19 protein-coding genes and 3 pseudogenes are annotated in these 18,114 nt (G+C 33.7%); 14 read left to right on the top strand and 8 right to left on the bottom strand.

Going from position 1 to position 18,114, the window contains the following annotated elements:
• Nucleotides 1–135: 135 nt before the first annotated feature.
• Both R4Z09_RS19500 and R4Z09_RS19495 read right to left on the bottom strand, forming a co-directional pair.
• Complete coding sequence (locus tag R4Z09_RS19500; RefSeq protein ID WP_338448403.1) at nucleotides 136–534, bottom strand: (deoxy)nucleoside triphosphate pyrophosphohydrolase; 399 nt, start codon at nucleotides 532–534, stop codon at nucleotides 136–138.
• Nucleotides 535–895: 361 nt separating this feature from the next.
• Nucleotides 896–1,054: a hypothetical protein gene (locus R4Z09_RS19495; protein WP_338448402.1), complete on the bottom strand. Its 159-nt coding sequence runs from the start codon at nucleotides 1,052–1,054 to the stop codon at nucleotides 896–898.
• A gap of 274 nt (nucleotides 1,055–1,328) precedes the next feature.
• Here R4Z09_RS19495 and R4Z09_RS19490 point away from each other — a divergent pair, with 274 nt between their 5' ends.
• From R4Z09_RS19490 to R4Z09_RS19475, 5 genes and pseudogenes are all read left to right on the top strand, one after another.
• The gene (locus tag R4Z09_RS19490) at nucleotides 1,329–1,865 is read left to right on the top strand and encodes a DUF1259 domain-containing protein (RefSeq protein ID WP_338448401.1); all 537 of its coding nucleotides are present in this window, start codon (nucleotides 1,329–1,331) and stop codon (nucleotides 1,863–1,865) included.
• Between the two features lie 387 nt (nucleotides 1,866–2,252).
• Nucleotides 2,253–2,533: pseudogene (locus R4Z09_RS31130) on the top strand (zinc ribbon domain-containing protein).
• Nucleotides 2,534–2,856: 323 nt separating this feature from the next.
• Nucleotides 2,857–3,357, top strand: a complete 501-nt coding sequence (locus R4Z09_RS19485; RefSeq protein ID WP_338453307.1) for a DoxX family protein — start codon at nucleotides 2,857–2,859, stop codon at nucleotides 3,355–3,357.
• 440 nt (nucleotides 3,358–3,797) lie between these two features.
• Nucleotides 3,798–4,268: a hypothetical protein gene (locus R4Z09_RS19480; protein ID WP_338448400.1), complete on the top strand. Its 471-nt coding sequence runs from the start codon at nucleotides 3,798–3,800 to the stop codon at nucleotides 4,266–4,268.
• A gap of 280 nt (nucleotides 4,269–4,548) precedes the next feature.
• On the top strand, nucleotides 4,549–5,022 hold the full coding sequence (locus R4Z09_RS19475; RefSeq protein ID WP_338448399.1) for a hypothetical protein: 474 nt from the start codon (nucleotides 4,549–4,551) through the stop codon (nucleotides 5,020–5,022).
• Nucleotides 5,023–5,905: 883 nt separating this feature from the next.
• On the opposite strand, the gene R4Z09_RS19470 is transcribed toward R4Z09_RS19475, so the two are convergent.
• Nucleotides 5,906–6,115, bottom strand: coding sequence for a hypothetical protein (locus R4Z09_RS19470; RefSeq protein ID WP_338448398.1), 210 nt, complete (start codon nucleotides 6,113–6,115; stop codon nucleotides 5,906–5,908).
• Nucleotides 6,116–6,719: 604 nt separating this feature from the next.
• Here R4Z09_RS19470 and R4Z09_RS19465 point away from each other — a divergent pair.
• The 3 genes from R4Z09_RS19465 (at nucleotide 6,720) to R4Z09_RS19455 (ending at nucleotide 8,673) form a co-directional block, all read left to right on the top strand.
• The gene (locus R4Z09_RS19465) at nucleotides 6,720–6,995 is read left to right on the top strand and encodes a hypothetical protein (RefSeq protein WP_338448397.1); all 276 of its coding nucleotides are present in this window, start codon (nucleotides 6,720–6,722) and stop codon (nucleotides 6,993–6,995) included.
• A gap of 723 nt (nucleotides 6,996–7,718) precedes the next feature.
• The gene (locus R4Z09_RS19460; protein WP_338448396.1) at nucleotides 7,719–8,333 is read left to right on the top strand and encodes an alcohol dehydrogenase catalytic domain-containing protein; all 615 of its coding nucleotides are present in this window, start codon (nucleotides 7,719–7,721) and stop codon (nucleotides 8,331–8,333) included.
• Nucleotides 8,314–8,673, top strand: a complete 360-nt coding sequence (locus R4Z09_RS19455; RefSeq protein WP_338448395.1) for a zinc-binding dehydrogenase — start codon at nucleotides 8,314–8,316, stop codon at nucleotides 8,671–8,673. The genes R4Z09_RS19460 and R4Z09_RS19455 overlap by 20 nt, the downstream gene beginning before the upstream one ends.
• 128 nt (nucleotides 8,674–8,801) lie before the next feature.
• Here R4Z09_RS19455 and R4Z09_RS19450 read toward each other — a convergent pair whose 3' ends face one another.
• Nucleotides 8,802–9,260 (bottom strand): cohesin, encoded by a 459-nt coding sequence (locus tag R4Z09_RS19450; protein ID WP_338448394.1) that lies wholly within the window; start codon nucleotides 9,258–9,260, stop codon nucleotides 8,802–8,804.
• Between the two features lie 518 nt (nucleotides 9,261–9,778).
• Between R4Z09_RS19450 and R4Z09_RS19445 the strand changes: the two genes are divergently transcribed.
• Nucleotides 9,779–10,279, top strand: coding sequence for a DoxX family protein (locus R4Z09_RS19445; RefSeq protein ID WP_338453306.1), 501 nt, complete (start codon nucleotides 9,779–9,781; stop codon nucleotides 10,277–10,279).
• A 75-nt stretch (nucleotides 10,280–10,354) separates the two neighbouring features.
• Here the strand turns inward: R4Z09_RS19445 and R4Z09_RS19440 are convergent, their stop codons facing one another.
• Nucleotides 10,355–10,681, bottom strand: a complete 327-nt coding sequence (locus R4Z09_RS19440; RefSeq protein ID WP_338448393.1) for a PH domain-containing protein — start codon at nucleotides 10,679–10,681, stop codon at nucleotides 10,355–10,357.
• 221 nt (nucleotides 10,682–10,902) lie between these two features.
• Between R4Z09_RS19440 and R4Z09_RS19435 the strand changes: the two are divergent.
• Nucleotides 10,903–11,111, top strand: a pseudogene (locus tag R4Z09_RS19435) (DUF6262 family protein); the annotation flags it as partial.
• Nucleotides 11,112–11,319: 208 nt separating this feature from the next.
• Here the strand turns inward: R4Z09_RS19435 and R4Z09_RS19430 are convergent.
• The gene (locus R4Z09_RS19430) at nucleotides 11,320–12,783 is read right to left on the bottom strand and encodes a DHA2 family efflux MFS transporter permease subunit (RefSeq protein WP_338448392.1); all 1,464 of its coding nucleotides are present in this window, start codon (nucleotides 12,781–12,783) and stop codon (nucleotides 11,320–11,322) included.
• Nucleotides 12,784–12,954: 171 nt separating this feature from the next.
• Between R4Z09_RS19430 and R4Z09_RS19425 the strand changes: the two are divergent.
• The 4 genes and pseudogenes from R4Z09_RS19425 (at nucleotide 12,955) to R4Z09_RS19410 (ending at nucleotide 15,131) form a co-directional block, all read left to right on the top strand.
• Nucleotides 12,955–13,501: pseudogene (locus R4Z09_RS19425) on the top strand (TetR/AcrR family transcriptional regulator).
• A 570-nt stretch (nucleotides 13,502–14,071) separates the two neighbouring features.
• Nucleotides 14,072–14,437, top strand: a complete 366-nt coding sequence (locus R4Z09_RS19420; RefSeq protein ID WP_338448391.1) for a DUF2089 domain-containing protein — start codon at nucleotides 14,072–14,074, stop codon at nucleotides 14,435–14,437.
• 12 nt (nucleotides 14,438–14,449) lie between these two features.
• A complete protein-coding gene (locus tag R4Z09_RS19415; protein ID WP_338448390.1) occupies nucleotides 14,450–14,839 on the top strand; it encodes an SHOCT-like domain-containing protein in 390 nt (129 codons plus the stop codon).
• 10 nt (nucleotides 14,840–14,849) lie between these two features.
• Nucleotides 14,850–15,131, top strand: coding sequence for a hypothetical protein (locus tag R4Z09_RS19410; protein WP_338448389.1), 282 nt, complete (start codon nucleotides 14,850–14,852; stop codon nucleotides 15,129–15,131).
• Between the two features lie 68 nt (nucleotides 15,132–15,199).
• Here R4Z09_RS19410 and lepB read toward each other — a convergent pair whose 3' ends face one another.
• Nucleotides 15,200–15,748, bottom strand: a complete 549-nt coding sequence (gene lepB / locus R4Z09_RS19405) for a signal peptidase I (protein ID WP_338448388.1) — start codon at nucleotides 15,746–15,748, stop codon at nucleotides 15,200–15,202.
• A 1,022-nt stretch (nucleotides 15,749–16,770) separates the two neighbouring features.
• The gene (locus tag R4Z09_RS19400) at nucleotides 16,771–17,859 is read right to left on the bottom strand and encodes a GntR family transcriptional regulator (RefSeq protein ID WP_338448387.1); all 1,089 of its coding nucleotides are present in this window, start codon (nucleotides 17,857–17,859) and stop codon (nucleotides 16,771–16,773) included.
• Nucleotides 17,860–18,114 lie beyond the last annotated feature (255 nt).

Raw genomic sequence — 18,114 nt, 5'->3', positions numbered from 1 at the left:
CTTATTTATTTCTCCATTTGGGGTTTAATATAGGAGAGTCTTTTCATGTATCGTATCCCTTTATAATTCGTTTTATCCTTTTTCACCTAGTTAATTTAATAAAAAATTTACTAATCTAAATAGAAATTCAGAAGCCTATTTTTCACTCATCAACTGCTCAACCGCTGGAATATCAGCAGGAGCCCATTTCAGTGACTCTAAGTTTTCTCTTTTTAGCCAAATTAGTTTTGAGTGTTCACTGGCTTTAGGAGCACCTTCTACAATCTTACATTTAATCGATATTAGGTTAACAGTATAGATATCGTATGTATGTGTATGATTATTATACACTTGGTGATCTGTTTCAATTTTACATCCTAATTCTTCAAAAATTTCTCGTTGAAGTGCTGAATAGATATCTTCATTTTTCTCAACCTTGCCACCTGGGAATTCCCAACTGTTAGGAACAGACATCACAGGTGATCTAAGCGCACATAAGATTTCGTTTTGATCATTTTCAATAATGGCCGCTACGACTTTAATAAGCTTTTTCATATTTTCCTCCAAAAATTATGCTCATTCTATTTTAAGACATTTCAACTCGGAGGTGAAATGATTGTAATAGCCAGGTTTAAAAGTCGGGAATAATTTACCTGAGGGGCTTAGGACTAGGAATCGGAATCTGTGTTTTTGACAGTTAAATATGTATATTTTGGCAGTACGTTTACTAGTTATTGTGTTAACGGGCAGTATTCCAGTAAGAAGGAAATTATATGTCTCATTTGACCTATATTGCGCAACAGAAGGAGAGCAAGCCAAAATTTAAATTTCAAAAAGGTGGGGTGAAATTTAAATAGGCTTGCTCTTGTAATATAGATTTTCTCAAATTGTGAAAGCAATATATTTTCTTATGGTATCAAAGATGATAAGGAACAAGTGTATAAGGTTGCACGATATGTGTTATGTGATTGTGATAGTAATATGGATAAAGGAAATGATGGAAACCAGGATAATAATGGGCAATATCATATCCTGGAAGACCAGGAAATGCTCCAGTTACAATGGTATATGTCAAGTGTCATACCTCTTTCCAAATTTTTATATATCAAAATATGCTTAAACAAATAATTTTGAAATTCTTTATGGATAAATTAGGCAAAAAATTTTCATCATATTACTTAATAAAAGTTGATGAGCACATGGTTAATAAGCTTTGGAAAGGTAATATTTACCTGTATAATTTTAACAAAGTTTTATTATAAAAGGGTTGCTTTCCTAATGTATCAGTTTATACTTGTCCAACATCTCCGAATAAACTGTTTAATAAGATTAAAGAGGGAGATGTTTTAATGAACAGAAATGAATTCGATAATTTAGGAAATCAAAATTTATATAGGAGTTCAAATACCAACAGAAGAAATGATGAATTTGATAATCAATTAGAAGTAAGGTCAGGATCCCAAATGAGTCGTCCAAGTAGAAGTCCTGGTAATGTTGGTGGAATAAATGCGTCAACTTGTCAACAGCTTGCAGATATTATTGGTGGTGAGGTAGTTACTCCCACACCTGTTTGTGTTGTTATGCGGCTTAGAAATATCAGAGCAACTATTTTAGGACGCCGCACCCGCTCCCCATTAGCACTTCCATTTATGTTATCCTTTGAAAATAATGGTCTTAACCTAGGCGAATCAGTACTACTTCAAAGAGAAGTTAATCCAATGCTCGATGCATTACGAAGAAGAGGACTTATCGTTACAGCCTTTCATAACCATTGGCTGTTTGAAGAACCACGGTTAATGTATATGCACTGGGAAAACGTTGGAATGGATCCATTTGAATTTGCCAGAAATAGTATTGAAGCAGCAAGAGAAGCTGGACTTTTTTAAATTACAGTACTTCGACCTTCCTTGGAAGGTCTTTTTGTTTTACTAAGTAAAAACATCTATTGTTCAAATTTGTATAAATCGAATTTTTTCCTCCTTTCATAAGTACGCAATTTGGGATTGTCAAATATAGCAATCTAGATCTTTTGGGAAAGTTTAGTGTATATTTGTTTAATGAAATAGAAGAGGTAGTGTAACTTTCTGAGAAAATTACGCTCTAATTGGTTGGTACCAGGCACTTTTTTTAAGGCTCTGTTAATGTATATTGTTGATATTTGATACCTTTCGAAATCCATAGTATAATCTTTCTGAGAACAAACATTCGGGTTGGGCAGTAAGGATGGAAAAAGTGTTTAGTAACTTATTAAAATAATTTAAATTATTTACCATATGATGGGAATGATAAAAATGACAAAAGTAACAATGTGTCAAAGTTGTGGTTTACCTTTTAACGAAGAACACGCACATTTCATAGCAAAAGAACCAGACGGTAGTGAAAGTATTTACTGTACAAATTGCTATCAAGATGGAAATTTATTCACCCCAATCTATCTATGCAAGAAATGATTGAGATGCTTGTACCTGTTTTGGGAGAAGCAATGGGCGAAGAAAAAGCAAGAAAAGAACTGACAACACTATTACCTACTCTAAAACATTGGAAAAAAGCATAATCCTTTTTTAAAATCGAAGTTGCAAAACGCTTAAACAAACTGGGTGTTTGTTAAATAAAAATGGAGGGAACCCTAATATAGGGTTTCCATTATTTTTGTGCAATTATCAACTTTAAAATTTAACAGAGCCTTTTTAAAAGAAAAAAACAATATCAAGAGGAACCTAAAAGGATGTTTAACAAAAAATCAATAGACAAAAACTATAGTTCGAAAAATTGTCAAAGAAACTTTTCAATAATGTGAAAAGAGTAACAAACTTATTTTTAATTCAGGATAATGTAGTACAATCTATTTGTAAGGTAGTTAACTTATAAGGAGTGGTAATTATGGTAAAGTGGTTAAGAGAAAGTCGTGTTTCTTCTATAATACTTACAATATTTAGATTGTACTTAGGATATACATTTTTGACTCACGGATGGGAAAAAATCAGCGGTGGATTTGATGCTTCAGGCTTCCTGCAAGGGGTAGTAAAGAATCCTGGAATTGAAATCTGGTGGGCATCCTTCCTAGGTGGAGTGGCCGTTCCAAATGTCGAACTATTTAACGTGTTAGTTCCATGGGGTGAATTTTTAGTCGGACTTGGATTAATCCTTGGCTGCTTAACAACAGCTGCTACATTCTTTGGAGTAGTCATGAACTTTTCTTTTCTATTCTCAGGCGTAGCTAATCCGAATGCGCTAATGGCATTACTAGGCATATTTATTCTTGTGGCTGGTACAAATGCAGGGAAAATCGGTCTAGATCGTTGGGTATTAACTAATATTCGTCACATTATGAACAAGAAGACAAACGATGTTGGTGGAAAAGTTTCCGCAGAACATTAATTAAAAAAAGCCTTTATTCCTTATACTCAAAAGGAATAAAGGCTTTTTCGGTTGTGAAACAAAGAGACGGTAATTTTAGAAGTCCTCACTCGCTAACCAACAATATGATTAACAGAGCCTAAAATTAAAAGAGTATACTAACTCTCCTTAGTAATCTTCAAAGTCTTTATCAGTTTTTTTTCTTACGAAATCAACAGGAAAAAGGGTTTATAGACTCTCGAATAAAACGAGACGAAAACAATCAAAACGTAGTTATCGCTTCTCTAGAAGAAAATAAACGATTGCATGAAAAAGAATATAAAAAGCTTACTGAATACTTTACGAAATTATAATCCTTATTCAACCGGGCAGTATAGTTAAATAAGAGCCAGCCAGGTATTAATCAATTTGTACAGGATAATTTAATAATAAAAAGTAAAAAAGGAAAAAAGGAAAAAAATATGGTATTGTTTTTTATTTCGATTTTCTTATTCAATTTAATTGCATTAATAAAAAATAAAATACCGTCCATTCGAAATGTTAGTATATGGACCTTTACTATTGCATTTCAGGTTGTCTTTGATGTAATTGTTGAATTTAAGTACAATGGGTACTGGTATTTTGATAAAGGTATAGATTGGATTGGAATTGTTGCACATACTGTATTAATTCCTCCAGTAAACATACTGCTGTTAAGTTGGTTTCCTTTTAACTCCAATCTTTTTAAACAGGCTATTTATATAACCTGTTGGACTGTAGGTGTTATCGTTTACGAAGCACTTGTCTTACTTCCTGAACCTTGGGGATTCTTTCACTTGGGATGGTGGAAGTTGTGGTATGATGTATTTGCTATCCCTATTCTTATACTTATCTTATTAGGTTATTATAAGGTGATATGTAAGTTAGAAAAGAAACTGTTGGATAATTATTGAGAAAAAATCCAACAGTAATATAACTCTTTTCCCTTTTGTTACATTACTTTAAAGAGGTTAAGCATTTTCTTATTCAAAGTTTTATAAGTTTGTGAAGGAATGTACTTTAACAAACAGGGGCTTTAGTTGATGATCACGAGTTGCTATGCAGCTCGTTTTTTGTTGTAGGAAATGACAGGTTAGTTGAAGAAGGAAAAGGCGTTGTTTCTCTAGTGCACTAAATTAATTTAAAGTTATTTGGTAATAATATGTGTAACTGCCAATAGAAAGGATGTACGCCATGTCCATCGCTGTTCTAGCCTTGTTAGCTTGGTTAGTGCTGATAGTATTCGCTATTGTTCCTAAAGGGCTAACTCTTACTGACATGGCTTTTTTGTACTTTCTTATCGTAATAATAACAATTACCCTATTCACCATACTAGATGTCAATTTGCACTTGGTTCCACTCACTCGAAGTGTAGAAGGATCATTTGCCATGTATATTGACCGTTTTATTGTGATACCTTTTCATATTCTATTGTCTGTATGCTTACTCAATTCGCATTTAAAAGCGAAAGGGAAATGGATTTTATCCTTGGCAATCGTATCATCCTTATGCGCAGCTGACCGTATATATTTGTGGGCTGGGCTCATTACTTATCATAGTTGGAATGAATTCTATTCCGCTATTATGTATGGGGTATTTATTGTCATAGGATGGTGCATATCCAGATGGTTTCTTGGCTTAGAAAAGGGAGAATTCAAATCAACATGAATATAATTCGATATGATCATAGTTTTAATGCAAACGAGTGGTGTATCATCATTTCAATCTTCGTTGGAACTCTATTGGTGTTAATACTGCCAAAACGTTTTACAAAAAAGACAACCTGTGTTTATCTCTTATGTGGCGTGTTTACTGGTTTCTTTTTCGATCACGTTTTAGGTGTGTTACCAGTTAGTTATTATGATATAAATGATAGTTCCTCCTTTCAATTCATGGATTTTTTATCCCATGTTATGTATGCACCATTCAGCTATCTTTTCTTTTATATATATGACTTCTTCAATATAAAGCCACGTTTTTCCTTGTTATACATATTGGTGTGGGCGTTTGTAAGTGTTGGAATAGAGTTATTTTGTGTATATATAGGGATCTTTCATTATCGAAATGGATATAACATCTATTATTCTTTTGCTATTTATTTATTGGTACAAAGTTTTTGGGTGATATTTTACAGAATTATACAAGCATACGGAGAAAGACAATATTAAAATTTGAGATACACTGGTTAATTTAAAGCCATGTGTATTCATTTTTAAAAAAGTTTGTGAAAGGTTCCACTTAAACAAACGGGTAGCTTTAGTTTAATGAGTATCATTTGTAGCGATCAGAAGAGTGGAAGTACAACTGATGCATAAAAACAGCCTGAATAAAGGCGAGCACTATGATAAGTGCTGCCTTTTCATTTATCCATTGTTTATGATTTGAGTTCGGTCCTCCATTTGCGGCGGCTCCTCCAGCCAGCCGTGTTTCATCATGATTTTAACTCCCTAATGTGTATACAGAAAACATATCTTTGGCTTCTTTAGACTGTGAATCATCTCGGTCTTTTTAGAAATGGTCACATGAGGCGGCTCCGTTTTTATTCTCTTTTTTAACTTCCCGAATAGAAAACAGTATCCTTTACTTTTTTTACACCTTCCAATTTCTTAATTTCCTCTACTATTGAATCAGTTGGAGCTTCAATTTCAATAAAAGTAGTTCCGTCAGATGTATATGGTTCATTTTTTAGACCGAGACTGTTTAAATAATTTTGAACTTCTGCTTCCTTACCCATTTCAACTTGGGCTGTTTTATAGAGCATTTATATCTCCCCTTTTGTTTTATTGTCTTTGGTGCAAATGAATCCGCTGCCCACGCTTGCGTGATGGGAAACGTCCGTTTTTTATTTTTTTCCTAAATAATTATTTAAATCACATATTACCATTTTTTCTTCTTTAAACAAAAAAGGATAGGCTATAGGTCCAACCGCTTGAAAACAGGGCAACCAATCTCTTTTAAAGTACCAGGATAGAAAAAAGTAATTATAAAAACAACTATAAGGCAGTGTGGTTTCTCATATGAAATCACACTGCTTTTACCATTTTATAAAAGTATTTTATACTTGTTATTTAACTGGGAGGTTAGTTGAAGTAAAAAACAAAATTTTTTTGTTATATTGTTAAGAGAAATATAACCAATGAAAGGGTTTAGTTTACAATGAAACCAAGGTTTTGCCCTAATTGTGGAAAAGAACTAATTGATGAATCATTATATCTTAAATTATTCACAAGTCTTATTTTAAACGAAGGAAAAAAAGATGAAGTAGTGGTGTCTGTCAATGGATGGGGAATAGATTGTTTTTACTGAGATTGGGGTGGAGAAATTCTACCTAAAGATAATGATCAGATTTTCGGGAGATGACTTTTGTGTTAAAAGATGCGTGTAAATGCGAATTTACCAATTCATATAAACTTGAAGCGGATTTTGTGGCTGACCCAATATGGTGCAACGTATGTGGCTGGAATCTCGATATTGATGATTTTCCGTTGACAGATAATCTTAAAGATGAATTATATCAATGGACTAAACAATATAAGAAAATTCCTATTAATGAACATAATGCAATCGGGCAAAATCTTGCTGGAAAAATGAGAGAAGAATTAGGCTCAGATTATAAAATCGTATTTATAACAGACAAATAATACAGCTGCTGCTGCGGTCTTTTTTCTTGTTGAACAAACGGGGCTGTTTAGTTGAAAAGTGGTGTTTAACTTGTGTTCAACAATCGGGCCATTTTGTGGAGTAAAGAAAGGGGTAGGAAAGAAGTAGAAGTAAGCTGATGCAATACATGAAAATAATTCAACTCCCTGAAGGAACAGTTGGGAGATATCAGTTCTGTGTTGAAGTCTTAAACGATAAAAGGATGTATAATTCCTACATTTTTGTAAATGATAAATCCGGTAAGAGAAACTTAAATTCAGGAGTTTTTATATGAGTGAATCCAGTTACAAACTTTTTAGACAGTAGCAGTGATAGTACATCTTTGGTGTTGTTACATGGCAAACAGTATGGCGAGTTGTTTTTAACATATGGTCTCGAAATTGCCTAGAATAAAAAGATACTTTCACAAGTTCAACAACCATACGACATTGCTGTTCAACCATAACTATCTTTTGGAATATAAATAAGGAAATTACTGTTTCGGTGGGATTTACGAACGAGGATGTGAAATCGGTTAAAATGCTGTTTCACGAGAAGATGATTCCAAAGATATGAAACAACAAAAAGTTTAGTTTGATGACAAATAGTAAGATGAAGAGAAAAATTTATTTATAAGATATCATGAATTAAAGGTATTTGAATCAAAGATAACCTAGATAATACTATCGTGCAATAAAGAAGTAAATCAATTTGGAGGCAATAGTATGAAAGGTTGGCAATTTACAGGCACAAATATTCCACTAGAATTGATTGAAAAAGAAGATCCAAAAGCGATTGCAAATCACGTTGTTATTGATGTGAAAGCTGCTGGTCTTTGCCATTCGGACGTTGCGGCATTACAAGATCCAGGTTGGATGCCTCTTTTCCCAAATGGTCCTGTTATTATGGGGCATGAGTTTGCAGGGGTTGTTATTGAAGTTGGTGAAGGCGTTGAAGATATCAAGGTTGGAGACCGCGTTGGAGTTAACCCAATGGATAGAGCAACGAAAATAACTGCTGGGTACAACTATGACGGCGGTTATGCTGAAAAAGTGCGTGTTCCTGCTCATCAATGCGTCAAAATTCCTGATGACGTGTCCTTTGTAGAAGGTGCTGCTTCAACTGATGCAGGAATCACAGCTTATCGTGCTCTTTTCAGTATTGGACAAGCAAAAGCAGGTACAAAGTTAGGCATCATCGGAATCGGTGGTCTTGGGCAATTTGCTCTTCAAATGGCATTAATTAAAGGTTGCGAAGTGTACGCTACTGATGTTTCTCCAGAAGCTCGTAAACTTGCTGAAGAACTTGGTAGTAAAAAAAGTGTACGACACTATTCTTGATATGAAAGAAGCGGAATGCGATGTCATTGTTGACTTTGCTGGTTTTGGACAAACAACTGCTGATGCACTGGAAGCCGTGAGACCACAAGGAACAGTTGTGATTGTTGGTATGGGTAAATTAGAATCCAATATCAATACTTATTTAATGATTACAAAAGAAATCAAGCTTCTGGGAAGTAATGGTGGGACAGTAGAAGACTTAAAAGGCGTATATGATTGCTTCGCTACTGGAAAAATGAATCCAACTCTTATCACAATCCCATTTGAAGAAATCGACAAAGGCTTAGAAAAACTAAAAAATCACGAAGTAAAAGGTCGTTTAGTAGCCGTATTTGAATAAATATAAGTTTTCTTTGTAATAAAGGTGGAGAGGTTGAGACAAAACTCTCATCTGTAATGAAATAGCCTGTGAAATTTTACAACAAGTAAAATTTCACAGGCTTTCATATTTTTAAAATAAAATTATCCTTACTTAGGTTTCTGATTACCCAAATTTGCACCATCATCATGCTTAAATGTTTGGCCTTTAGAAGGGGCAAATTCTTTCGCAATCTCTTGATGGCTTTTCGGTAGTGATTTCAATGAAGCAAACGCATTTGACATTCTACTTGCTTGACCGTTTGTAGGAAGGAAATATTTCGCAATCTCTTGATGGCTTTTCGGTAGTGATTTCAATGAAGTAAACGCATTTGACATTCTACTTGCTTGACCGTTTGTAGGAAGGAACTCTTTCGCAATCTCTTCTGGGCTCTTCGGTAGTGATTTCAATGAAGCAAACGCATTTGACATTCTACTTGCTTGACTGTTTGTAGGAAGGAACTCTTTCGCAATCTCTTCCTGACTTTTAGGTTTAGCATTGGTTGATTGACCTTTATTTGTCTGACCACTTTTTTTATTTTTCTTATGATCGAATATTGACAATGTCATCACCTCCTCGGTACTTAATATGAGAAAAGGCGAATGTAATTATGTCAAGAAAGGTTTGTCAAAACATCTAGTGCTGAAAATCTTTCATTGTGCATTATTCAATTCGATATTTTTTTGCTTTTTTTCATAAATTCGTCGTTATTGATACAACATAATACCCACAACGTTAGTTTCGTGTTTTTCAATATTCCACAATCGGGAGCTTTTCTTGAATAAGAAGGCGTCTTTTTGTATTGTACTGGATTCTGGAACAACACTTAATAGGGATAGGGGTTTATAAAGGTGTAGAAGAGATTGTAAAGGATTACACTTAAATTAACGGGTGCGTTTGTTCAATATCCCATATTTTTAATGGAACCTAAACGGGTATTTAACAAAAAATCAATAGATAAAAACTATAGTTCAAAAAATTGTCAAAGATACTTTTCAATTATGTGAAAAGAGTAACAAACTTATTTTTAATTCAAGCTAATGTAGTACAATCTATTTGTAAGGTAGTTAACATACAAGGAGTGGTAATAATGGTAAAATGGTTAAGAGAAAGTCATGTTTCTTCTATTATACTTACAATATTTAGATTGTACTTAGGATATACATTTTTGACTCATGGATGGGAAAAGATCAGCGGTGGTTTTGATGCTTCAGGCTTCCTGCAAGGGGTAGTAAAGAATCCAGGAGTTGAAAGTTGGTGGGCATCCTTCCTAGGTGGAGTGGCCATTCCAAATGTCGAACTATTTAACGTGTTAGTTCCATGGGGTGAATTTATAGTCGGACTTGGATTAATCCTAGGCTGCTTAACAACAACTGCTGCATTCTTTGGAGTGGTCATGAACTTTTCTTTTCTATTCTCAGGCGTAGCCAATCCGAATGCACTCATGGCATTACTAGGCATATTTCTTCTTGTGGCTGGTACAAATGCAGGGAAAATCGGTCTAGATCGTTGGGTATTATCTCATATCCGTCACATTATGAACAAGAAAACTACCGATGTTGGTGGTAAAGTTTCAGCAGAACATTAATTTAAAAAAGCCTTTATTCCTTATACTCAAAAGGAATAAAGGCTTTTTTGGTTTCAATGTTCTTTAAAGTTTTTATCAAGTTTTTATATATGGGTTTTGCTTTAGTAATAGACGAGCAAATTCCATTTTCTTTTTTGGTGAAATGGAAATCGTATGAAATCTTGCATAAGTAATTTCTATTTTATCCATTGACAATGCAGGGGCTGTAAATGGATTTGTGGTTTCCCTAATACTGTGAATTTCATCAATCTTTATTTTCTTTTTAATAGGGCCGTATTCTATTTTGAGAAAATGGTTTTCGATTGTATATCCCGTTTTGAACCAAATCCACATGAAACCAAAACCAATTGGAAATAAGATAATAATTTTAATCCATTGCTTGTCTAAAAACTCAGGAGTCATCCAAGCGCCAAACTCTGGAAAAAAAACGGGTGGAACAATAAACAGAAAGGCCAACAATCAAATAATGATTGTCATCCATAAGTCTTTTTTTGACGAAAAATACATTTTATCACCCTCCGTTCATTACCATACTATACGTTCTTAAAGATTTATAAGTTTCATCGGGTGGTAAATTGAAGAGACAGTTAGAAGGCAAGGAAAGGAAGGGGATGGTGTTAAACATGGCTAATTTTGAACATGAAGAGCCAATAAGGAAGTTACACGTTAAACGTAAGCAAAAGAAATGACAAAGGAAAAAGTAGAAGCTGCCATAAAACGCCTTACGAAGGGCTCAAAAGCGATTAATTTCAATAGCGTGGCAGAAGAAGCTGGAATAAGTAAAGTCACTTTATATAATCACTCAGAGCTTAAAGAACGCATAAATTTCTTATGAAATCAACAGGAAAAAGGGTTTATAGACTCTCGAAAGTTTAGTGAAGGAATTCATTAACGAAAGTGAGAAAGCACCTTAATACTTGCGTTGCTGAATTTTTAATTACATGAAAAATAAGCATATCAAACAAATCTCAGATATGCTTACCTTTTCAAAATGGTGGATAGTAATGTTAAGTAAATCCGTTATGTGATTAACTTCGGCTTTATTGCATTACTGTTTTTTTAGACGTACTTTTTTGTTTTCCAGTTTTTTTAGCAGGCATAAAGCATGCTAAAATAAACGCCACAAATGATAAGACTAACATAAATATATAGGCATTACTTGAGCCAAGGATAGAAGCTAGTTTTTCTAGTTGCATAGCTGAAATGTTTTCATTTTCCATAGATAGCTGATAGGCATGTGAAGTTGCTTGAACCGTATACACTGTAATCACAACCGCTGTCCCTATAGCACCTGCTAATTGGCGAACAGTATTATTTACTGCTGAACCATGTGAACCCAATTCTCTTGGTAAAGCATTCAATCCTGCTGTATTTAAAGGCATAGTAATGAAGCTTAATCCAATTCGTAAAATACAGGTACGAACCATTAAATACATATAGGTTGTAGATTCGGTTAAATCAATGACTCCCCACATGGAAATAATGATAAAAAGTAAACCTGTAACAAAGAGTGGTTTAGCTCCGTATTTATCATACATTCTACCTGTGACAGGTGATAAGAAGGCATTAATCACAGCTCCAGGTAATAAAAGTAAACCTGCTTCAAAAGCTGTAAAACCTCTTCCATCCTGCAAATATATCGGTAAAAGAATTAAATCTGCGTACATAATCATTGTAATTAGTACATTTATGAACGATGTGAGAGTGAAAATTTTATACTTAAATACGGATAAGTTTAATAATAGATCGTTGGATTTCATTTGATGTAAACAAAATAAAGTCGTAACGATTATTCCGACTATAATTGTTGTAATGACAACAGGGTTTTCCCACCCTTTACTTCCTGCGCTACTAAATCCAAATAAAATAGAGCCAAAACCAATCGTTGATAATATAACTCTTGTAATATCTAATTTCGCTTTTGTTGTTTCAGCAACATTCATTAAATATTTGAATGCAAGAACAATAACGACCAATACAAAAGGGGTTAACCCAATAAATAGCCATCTCCATGAAAGGTATTCGATAATAAAACCGGATAATGTAGGAGCAATGGCTGGTGCAAAAATCATCGCAAATCCAATTGTTCCCATAATACTTCCACGCTTTTCGCTAGGATATAAATATAAAATAACTGTCATCAATAACGGTAGAATGATCCCGGCACCAATTGCTTGAATCATTCTCCCCGTTAACAACATCCCAAAGTTTATTGCACATGCACAAAGTACAGACCCGAATAACAAAAAGAACATTGAGCTAATAAATAGCTGCCTTGTTGAAAAACGTTTCATTAAAAACGCCGTAATCGGTACTAAAACACCATTTACTAACATAAATCCTGTTGATAACCATTGTACAGTTGCAGCTGTTACATGAAATATGTCCATAAAACCACTCATAGCTACATTTAATAAAGTCTGATTCAATGTTGATAAAAAGCAGCCAGTAATCAGTACAATTAATAAGACTTTTTTATTTATTTCTGTTAGTTCCTTTTCCATTTAAAAACTCCTTTATCCTATTTGCATTATCAACACTATGTCGATAAAATCTATAGTAACAAATATATAATTTGCTGACCATGAACAGTTTGTTTGAGAATGTTCACTAATCGACATATAGATTATATGATGTCGGGAAAGTCAAATAAAAATCTACAAAGGAGTTTATGAATGTCTAGTAATAAAAAAGAAGATCCACGTACAATTCGTTCAAAAGAAATGTTTAGAAATGCAGTTCTTACTCTTTTATGTGAGGATCCTGCCATTTCCAATTTAAACGTGCAAAAAGTTGCCGCAAAACAGGATTAAATCGGACAACGTTTTACTTACATTACCAGGATATTCAAGATTTATTAACGCAAATTACCCAAGAGATTATAAATGAGCTTTCGGATAAAATTGTTGCTTTAATACATGCCAAAGATTTATCAGAAAAACAACAACTAACACATCTGCTTGACTATTTATATATCCATCGAAATTATTTACTTACTTTACTCAATATAAATCAATTTGAGGAGCAATTGTTTTTACTATTAGAGGAGTTAATAGAAACAAGAAGGGAGAATATCGAGAAAGATATACCTGCGGAGTATGTTGCGATTGAAATCAAAACTGCCTCTTTGGTAGGCGTCATCATGTGGTGGATCAGAAGGGGCTTCATTATAGTTCAGAATATATTTCAGATCAAATTTATTTAATGTACAGAGTGCAATGATTCTTAATCAGTCAAATTTATGAATTATCCCAGAACGCCAGTGACTTCAGTCATGAGAGATTCAGGTCTAGTAATGGATTTAGGTCGTTACCTAATTAAGGTGGAAATATTACAATCACGTTTTACGGTCCCTTATATTGAGTTTGTGAAATAGTGTACTTAAGCTTAAGGGTGCTTTAGTTTAAGATGAAAATGAATTTGACCACACATATTAGATATGTCTAAAATGTGTGGTCTTTTTAATATCAACTGTTACACTTATTTAACCTAAATATAAAAAGGTAATGGTTGAGGTATTGTGTTGCCAAACTATGAACAAGATCATGTGAAATAACTCTCCTCCTACAACCTCTGATGATTCAAAATCCCTTTATGAATGAATATTTCGTGTATCCCCAAAGGATCAGTTCCAAAATTTAATCCTTGAGTGAATAACGAAAACAGATAATCAATAAAATTAACTATCAAATTAATATTATTAATTATTAAAATCAAAAAGTTTAATTTTATTATTTATATTTTTAATTCATTGTTATATAATGGAATCAAATTAAAGGAAGGAATTTCATTATGGCTTATGAAGTAATTACAAATTGTCCTGTCTGCAGTAAAACATTGAAAATTACAAAGTTGCAGTGCTCTCATTGTCACACGACGATTGAAAATGAGTTTGAATTATCTAAGCTGGCATCTTTATCAAAGGATCAGCTTCATTTTGTGGAAGTATTTTTAACCTGTAGAGGGAATATAAAAGAAGTTGAAAAGGAACTGGGGATTTCGTATCCAACGGTTCGAGGCAAGCTAACAGACATCATTTCATCCCTTGGATATGTGCAGAAGAAGAAAGATGAAGCAGACGAGAAAAAAGTGATCACCATGTTGGAAAATGGAGAAATCACACCAGAAGAAGCCATTAAGCTCTTAAAAGATGAATAGGGGGAATAAATCATGAATGAGGAAATTACAAGAGTGTTAACAATGGTTCAAGAAGGGAAGATTGATGCAGATAAAGGATCAGAACTGATTGAATTGTTAAAAGAAAAAGAGGAAACAAGTAATAAGCTCTCTGAAAAATCGACTACCTATTTAGATAAAACATTAAAAATTCGTGTTGTATCAGCCGAAAATGATAACGTCACGGTTAATTTGCCGATAAAACTTGTCAAGGTAGTATTAATGGCTGGACACAGCATTGCAGCGAGTATTCCTCAATCGGAAAAATACGTTAAAGATATAGACATAAGCCTTATTATTGAAGCAATCGAAAACGAATTAGATGGCCAAATTGTTGATATTAAATCGGCAAACGGGGATACCGTTTCGGTCATCATTGATTAGTGATTTACTTATGATGCATGTAAAAGTGAAAGCAAAAGACGTTCGGTTTACCATCCCAGTTCCATATGCTATTTTAAACCTTGTTATTTCGATTTTGTCTTCAAAACTTTTTCAGCAAAATCTAAACAAATGGACAAAAGAGCACTTCGAAAGAAATAAAATAGACTTTACCTTTCCACTAATAGACAAAAAAATGCTAAAGCCTATCGTCAAGGAACTGAAAAATTATAAGGGGATCGTACTAGTGGATGTCAAAGCTAAGGACGGTACTGAGGTTAAGGTTAAACTATGAACCTTTTATTGAAAAAGGTGCCAAGCACCTTTTTCGCCTAATAGTGAATGTTACCTGCTGCCTCTACTTTATTTTGTTATACCGATTTCCTGTAGCGGGTAAATTCGAAACTTGACTTCTCCTATAACAGATTGATAAGGAATAAAGCCAAAAATTCTACTGTCTTTACTAATTAAACGATTATCCCCCATAACAAATAACTTATCTTTAGGCACAATCGTTTTTCCGGTTTTTTCCTTCAGTGAAAAGTCCCCAGTCAGTTTTGGAAAAGGATTGTCTTTTTTATTTTGCTGCAAATAGGGTTCATCCCATGCTTTTCCATTAATATAAAGCACATCGTCCTGCATCGCAATCCGATCTCCAGGAAGTCCGATCACTCTTTTAATATAGTGTTCACCAGGAACATCCGGTGCATCGAACACGATCACATCAAATCTATCAATTTCTGAAGTCTTACTAATCATCACCCTATCATGATCTTGAAAGGTTGGTGTCATGGATTCTCCGAATACAGTTGTTGGTGAAAAAATAAATTCTCTGCAAATAAAGGCAATGATGAGGGCAAATCCAAGTGTTTTTAACCAAGAATAGATTTCCTTTTTTGTGCTTTCCGCCATGTTTTTCCTCCATTGTATGATTTTTGGGCAAGAATTCTTTATTCTATTATACAAAATATGGATGATTCCTGGTATCAAAAGGTGTAGGTAGAAAAACGGGATTTGTCATTGATTGTTCCAATGAACGATACTACAGAAAAATAGTTTGATGATATAATACAAGTGGATGATTGTAGATTGGGAGTGGACGGGCAAGGATGAGGAACATCGTAGGAATTATTTTTTTATTTTTTTAGTTGGAACGATTATTCTGTTTTTTGTTACAGTCTGTAATTATTTGATTGCATATGGAATTAAAGGAGAACACCTGACAGAAGCATACATAAACAATCCCTATGTGGGTTACTGGGTTAACTTATTCTTTGTTTTTAGCGTTTAAACAGTTATTAGTAGTATTATCATTCTTTTTATGAGGCCGTAAGTAGTAAATGAAGAAATGTATTTGTATGAAAATCGAGTACCAAACGGGAATATTGTAATGGATGAATATGTTACAGTAAGAATTAAGAAGGATGATTTATCTAAACTAAAATAAATGATCATGTTTAACGAATGCATAAAGGAAATTGTACTACTATTATTAATTTGATGATTTTGTGAAGCAAAGTTGTCAGAGGAGATACTTGTTTATTGGGCTATTCACATATCGTGAATAGTTTTTTTATCTGTTTTAATCCTTCAGAACTTTTCGGAAAATTACGACATGGTAACACGAAAAGAGGAATACAAATGGTTAAGAAAAGGGATCTATGAACAAATATTACTAACAAAATTTAATAGCCCAAATTAGCAATAGAGCAGCCTATTTTTATTCGTCAGCTGCTCAACTGCAGGAATTTCAGCAGGAGCCCATTGCAGTGATGCTAAGTTTTCTCTTTTGGGTAACGTGGGGACGATTTTCGCGCTTCTGCTTGAGGATTTGGTATGGTACAAGTTTATCTTGAAGAAAAACAAAAAATTACCTGAAGAGAATAAACTCCGCATAGTTTGGTTGATTATTGAAACAGCAACGTTCCGACGTTTCAATTTTCTAACTCTTGTACAGTTTCGCCTTCAATTAACTCAGGTTGATAATAGGTTTCGTTTGGTAAATCCTTCTTTCCTTGTAATTTCTTAATGACCCAATCAGCTGCATCACGTCCCATTTGTTCTTGTGGGTGTGTCAATGTCGTTAGGTTGATATTAGCATTTTTGGCAATGAAAGAATTGTCCTGGCCAATAATTGATAATTTTTCCGGAACAGAAATATCAAGTTGTCTGCATACATTTATCACTTCCAACCCTACCTCGTCGTTATAGCAAACAATTGCAGTCAACACGTCTCGATTTTCATTTAGGAACTCCTTCAAGTTAGGGTATAGGTCCAACCTCGTCTCTGTATTGAACGAAAGCACATGCTCTGGTTGAAATCGTAATTTGGCTTCTCCAAGCGCTTTTATATACCCCTTCATTCGATACTTTCCTTGTAAATCATCCGTTTTTGAAATGAGTCCAATTTTTGTGTGTCCTTTTGAAATCAATTCTTTTGTTGCGAGATAGCCAGACTGCACGTCATCGAGGCAAAGGAAAGGAACATCTAATTCTTCATAATAAGCATTGATCATGATGAATGGAACATCCTGTTCCTTGAACGATAGGTAGTAAGCAATATTAGGATTGTATAGATTGCTTTTCGTAGGTTCAACAATCAAACCATCTACACCAAATGACAACATCATTTCCAAAGCTTTTTTTTCTTGTTTGACATCATTATTTGTACTAGCTAATAGTAACGAATAATTATTCTCATTCAATCGCCCTTCAATTCCACGAATAATTGAGGGGAAAATGTAATCAGAAATGTAGGTCGTGATTACACCGATTGTTTTATTATTGGAATTTCCACCAGATTTTGATTGATACTGGTTACTAACATAAGTGCCAGATCCTTTTTCACTTCTTAAGAATCCCTCTTTCGATAGTTCTAAAATGGCCTTTCGAACAGTGTGTCGACTAACTTTGTACTCTTCTTGCATGGCGGATTCAGTAGGAATTTGATTTCCTACGCTGTAATCTCCTGAAAGAATTTTACTTTTTATATCATCAATGATGACCTGATACTTTGGTTTCATTTTAACTCACTTCTTTCATAGTTGTTCACGTTCTAATTTTTTTAATCGATATATTTGTACGTACATATTATATCGTAGTTTTGAATAAATTAATAGATTTCACCTTATTTTCATACAAATTAACAAACAATTACAATTTTTTCTATTTTTACTTAGGTTGCATGTCATCTGAATCCATTTTTTACAGTACTAAGAAAAAAAGGTCGGAATTTATCATCATAGTTTATTTGATTGTACAATTTTTATTTTATTGAC

Origin of the sequence: Niallia oryzisoli (assembly GCF_036670025.1) — a bacterium.
GTDB classification, from domain to species: Bacteria; Bacillota; Bacilli; order Bacillales; family Cytobacillaceae; genus Bacillus_BD; species Bacillus_BD oryzisoli.
This window is presented reverse-complemented; position numbering and strand designations above follow the sequence as displayed.

What these genes read in the sequence shown, in the direction of transcription:
- R4Z09_RS19500 (WP_338448403.1), bottom strand. Translation starts at nt 534, where the DNA reads ATGAAAAAGCTTATTAAAGTCGTAGCGGCCATTATTGAAAATGATCAA.
- R4Z09_RS19490 (WP_338448401.1), top strand. Translation starts at nt 1,329, where the DNA reads ATGAACAGAAATGAATTCGATAATTTAGGAAATCAAAATTTATATAGG.
- R4Z09_RS19480 (WP_338448400.1), top strand. Translation starts at nt 3,798, where the DNA reads ATGGTATTGTTTTTTATTTCGATTTTCTTATTCAATTTAATTGCATTA.
- R4Z09_RS19475 (WP_338448399.1), top strand. Translation starts at nt 4,549, where the DNA reads ATGTCCATCGCTGTTCTAGCCTTGTTAGCTTGGTTAGTGCTGATAGTA.
- R4Z09_RS19470 (WP_338448398.1), bottom strand. Translation starts at nt 6,115, where the DNA reads ATGCTCTATAAAACAGCCCAAGTTGAAATGGGTAAGGAAGCAGAAGTT.
- R4Z09_RS19460 (WP_338448396.1), top strand. Translation starts at nt 7,719, where the DNA reads ATGAAAGGTTGGCAATTTACAGGCACAAATATTCCACTAGAATTGATT.
- R4Z09_RS19450 (WP_338448394.1), bottom strand. Translation starts at nt 9,260, where the DNA reads ATGACATTGTCAATATTCGATCATAAGAAAAATAAAAAAAGTGGTCAG.
- R4Z09_RS19440 (WP_338448393.1), bottom strand. Translation starts at nt 10,681, where the DNA reads ATGACTCCTGAGTTTTTAGACAAGCAATGGATTAAAATTATTATCTTA.
- R4Z09_RS19430 (WP_338448392.1), bottom strand. Translation starts at nt 12,783, where the DNA reads ATGGAAAAGGAACTAACAGAAATAAATAAAAAAGTCTTATTAATTGTA.
- R4Z09_RS19420 (WP_338448391.1), top strand. Translation starts at nt 14,072, where the DNA reads ATGGCTTATGAAGTAATTACAAATTGTCCTGTCTGCAGTAAAACATTG.
- R4Z09_RS19415 (WP_338448390.1), top strand. Translation starts at nt 14,450, where the DNA reads ATGAATGAGGAAATTACAAGAGTGTTAACAATGGTTCAAGAAGGGAAG.
- R4Z09_RS19410 (WP_338448389.1), top strand. Translation starts at nt 14,850, where the DNA reads ATGATGCATGTAAAAGTGAAAGCAAAAGACGTTCGGTTTACCATCCCA.
- lepB (WP_338448388.1), bottom strand. Translation starts at nt 15,748, where the DNA reads ATGGCGGAAAGCACAAAAAAGGAAATCTATTCTTGGTTAAAAACACTT.
- R4Z09_RS19400 (WP_338448387.1), bottom strand. Translation starts at nt 17,859, where the DNA reads ATGAAACCAAAGTATCAGGTCATCATTGATGATATAAAAAGTAAAATT.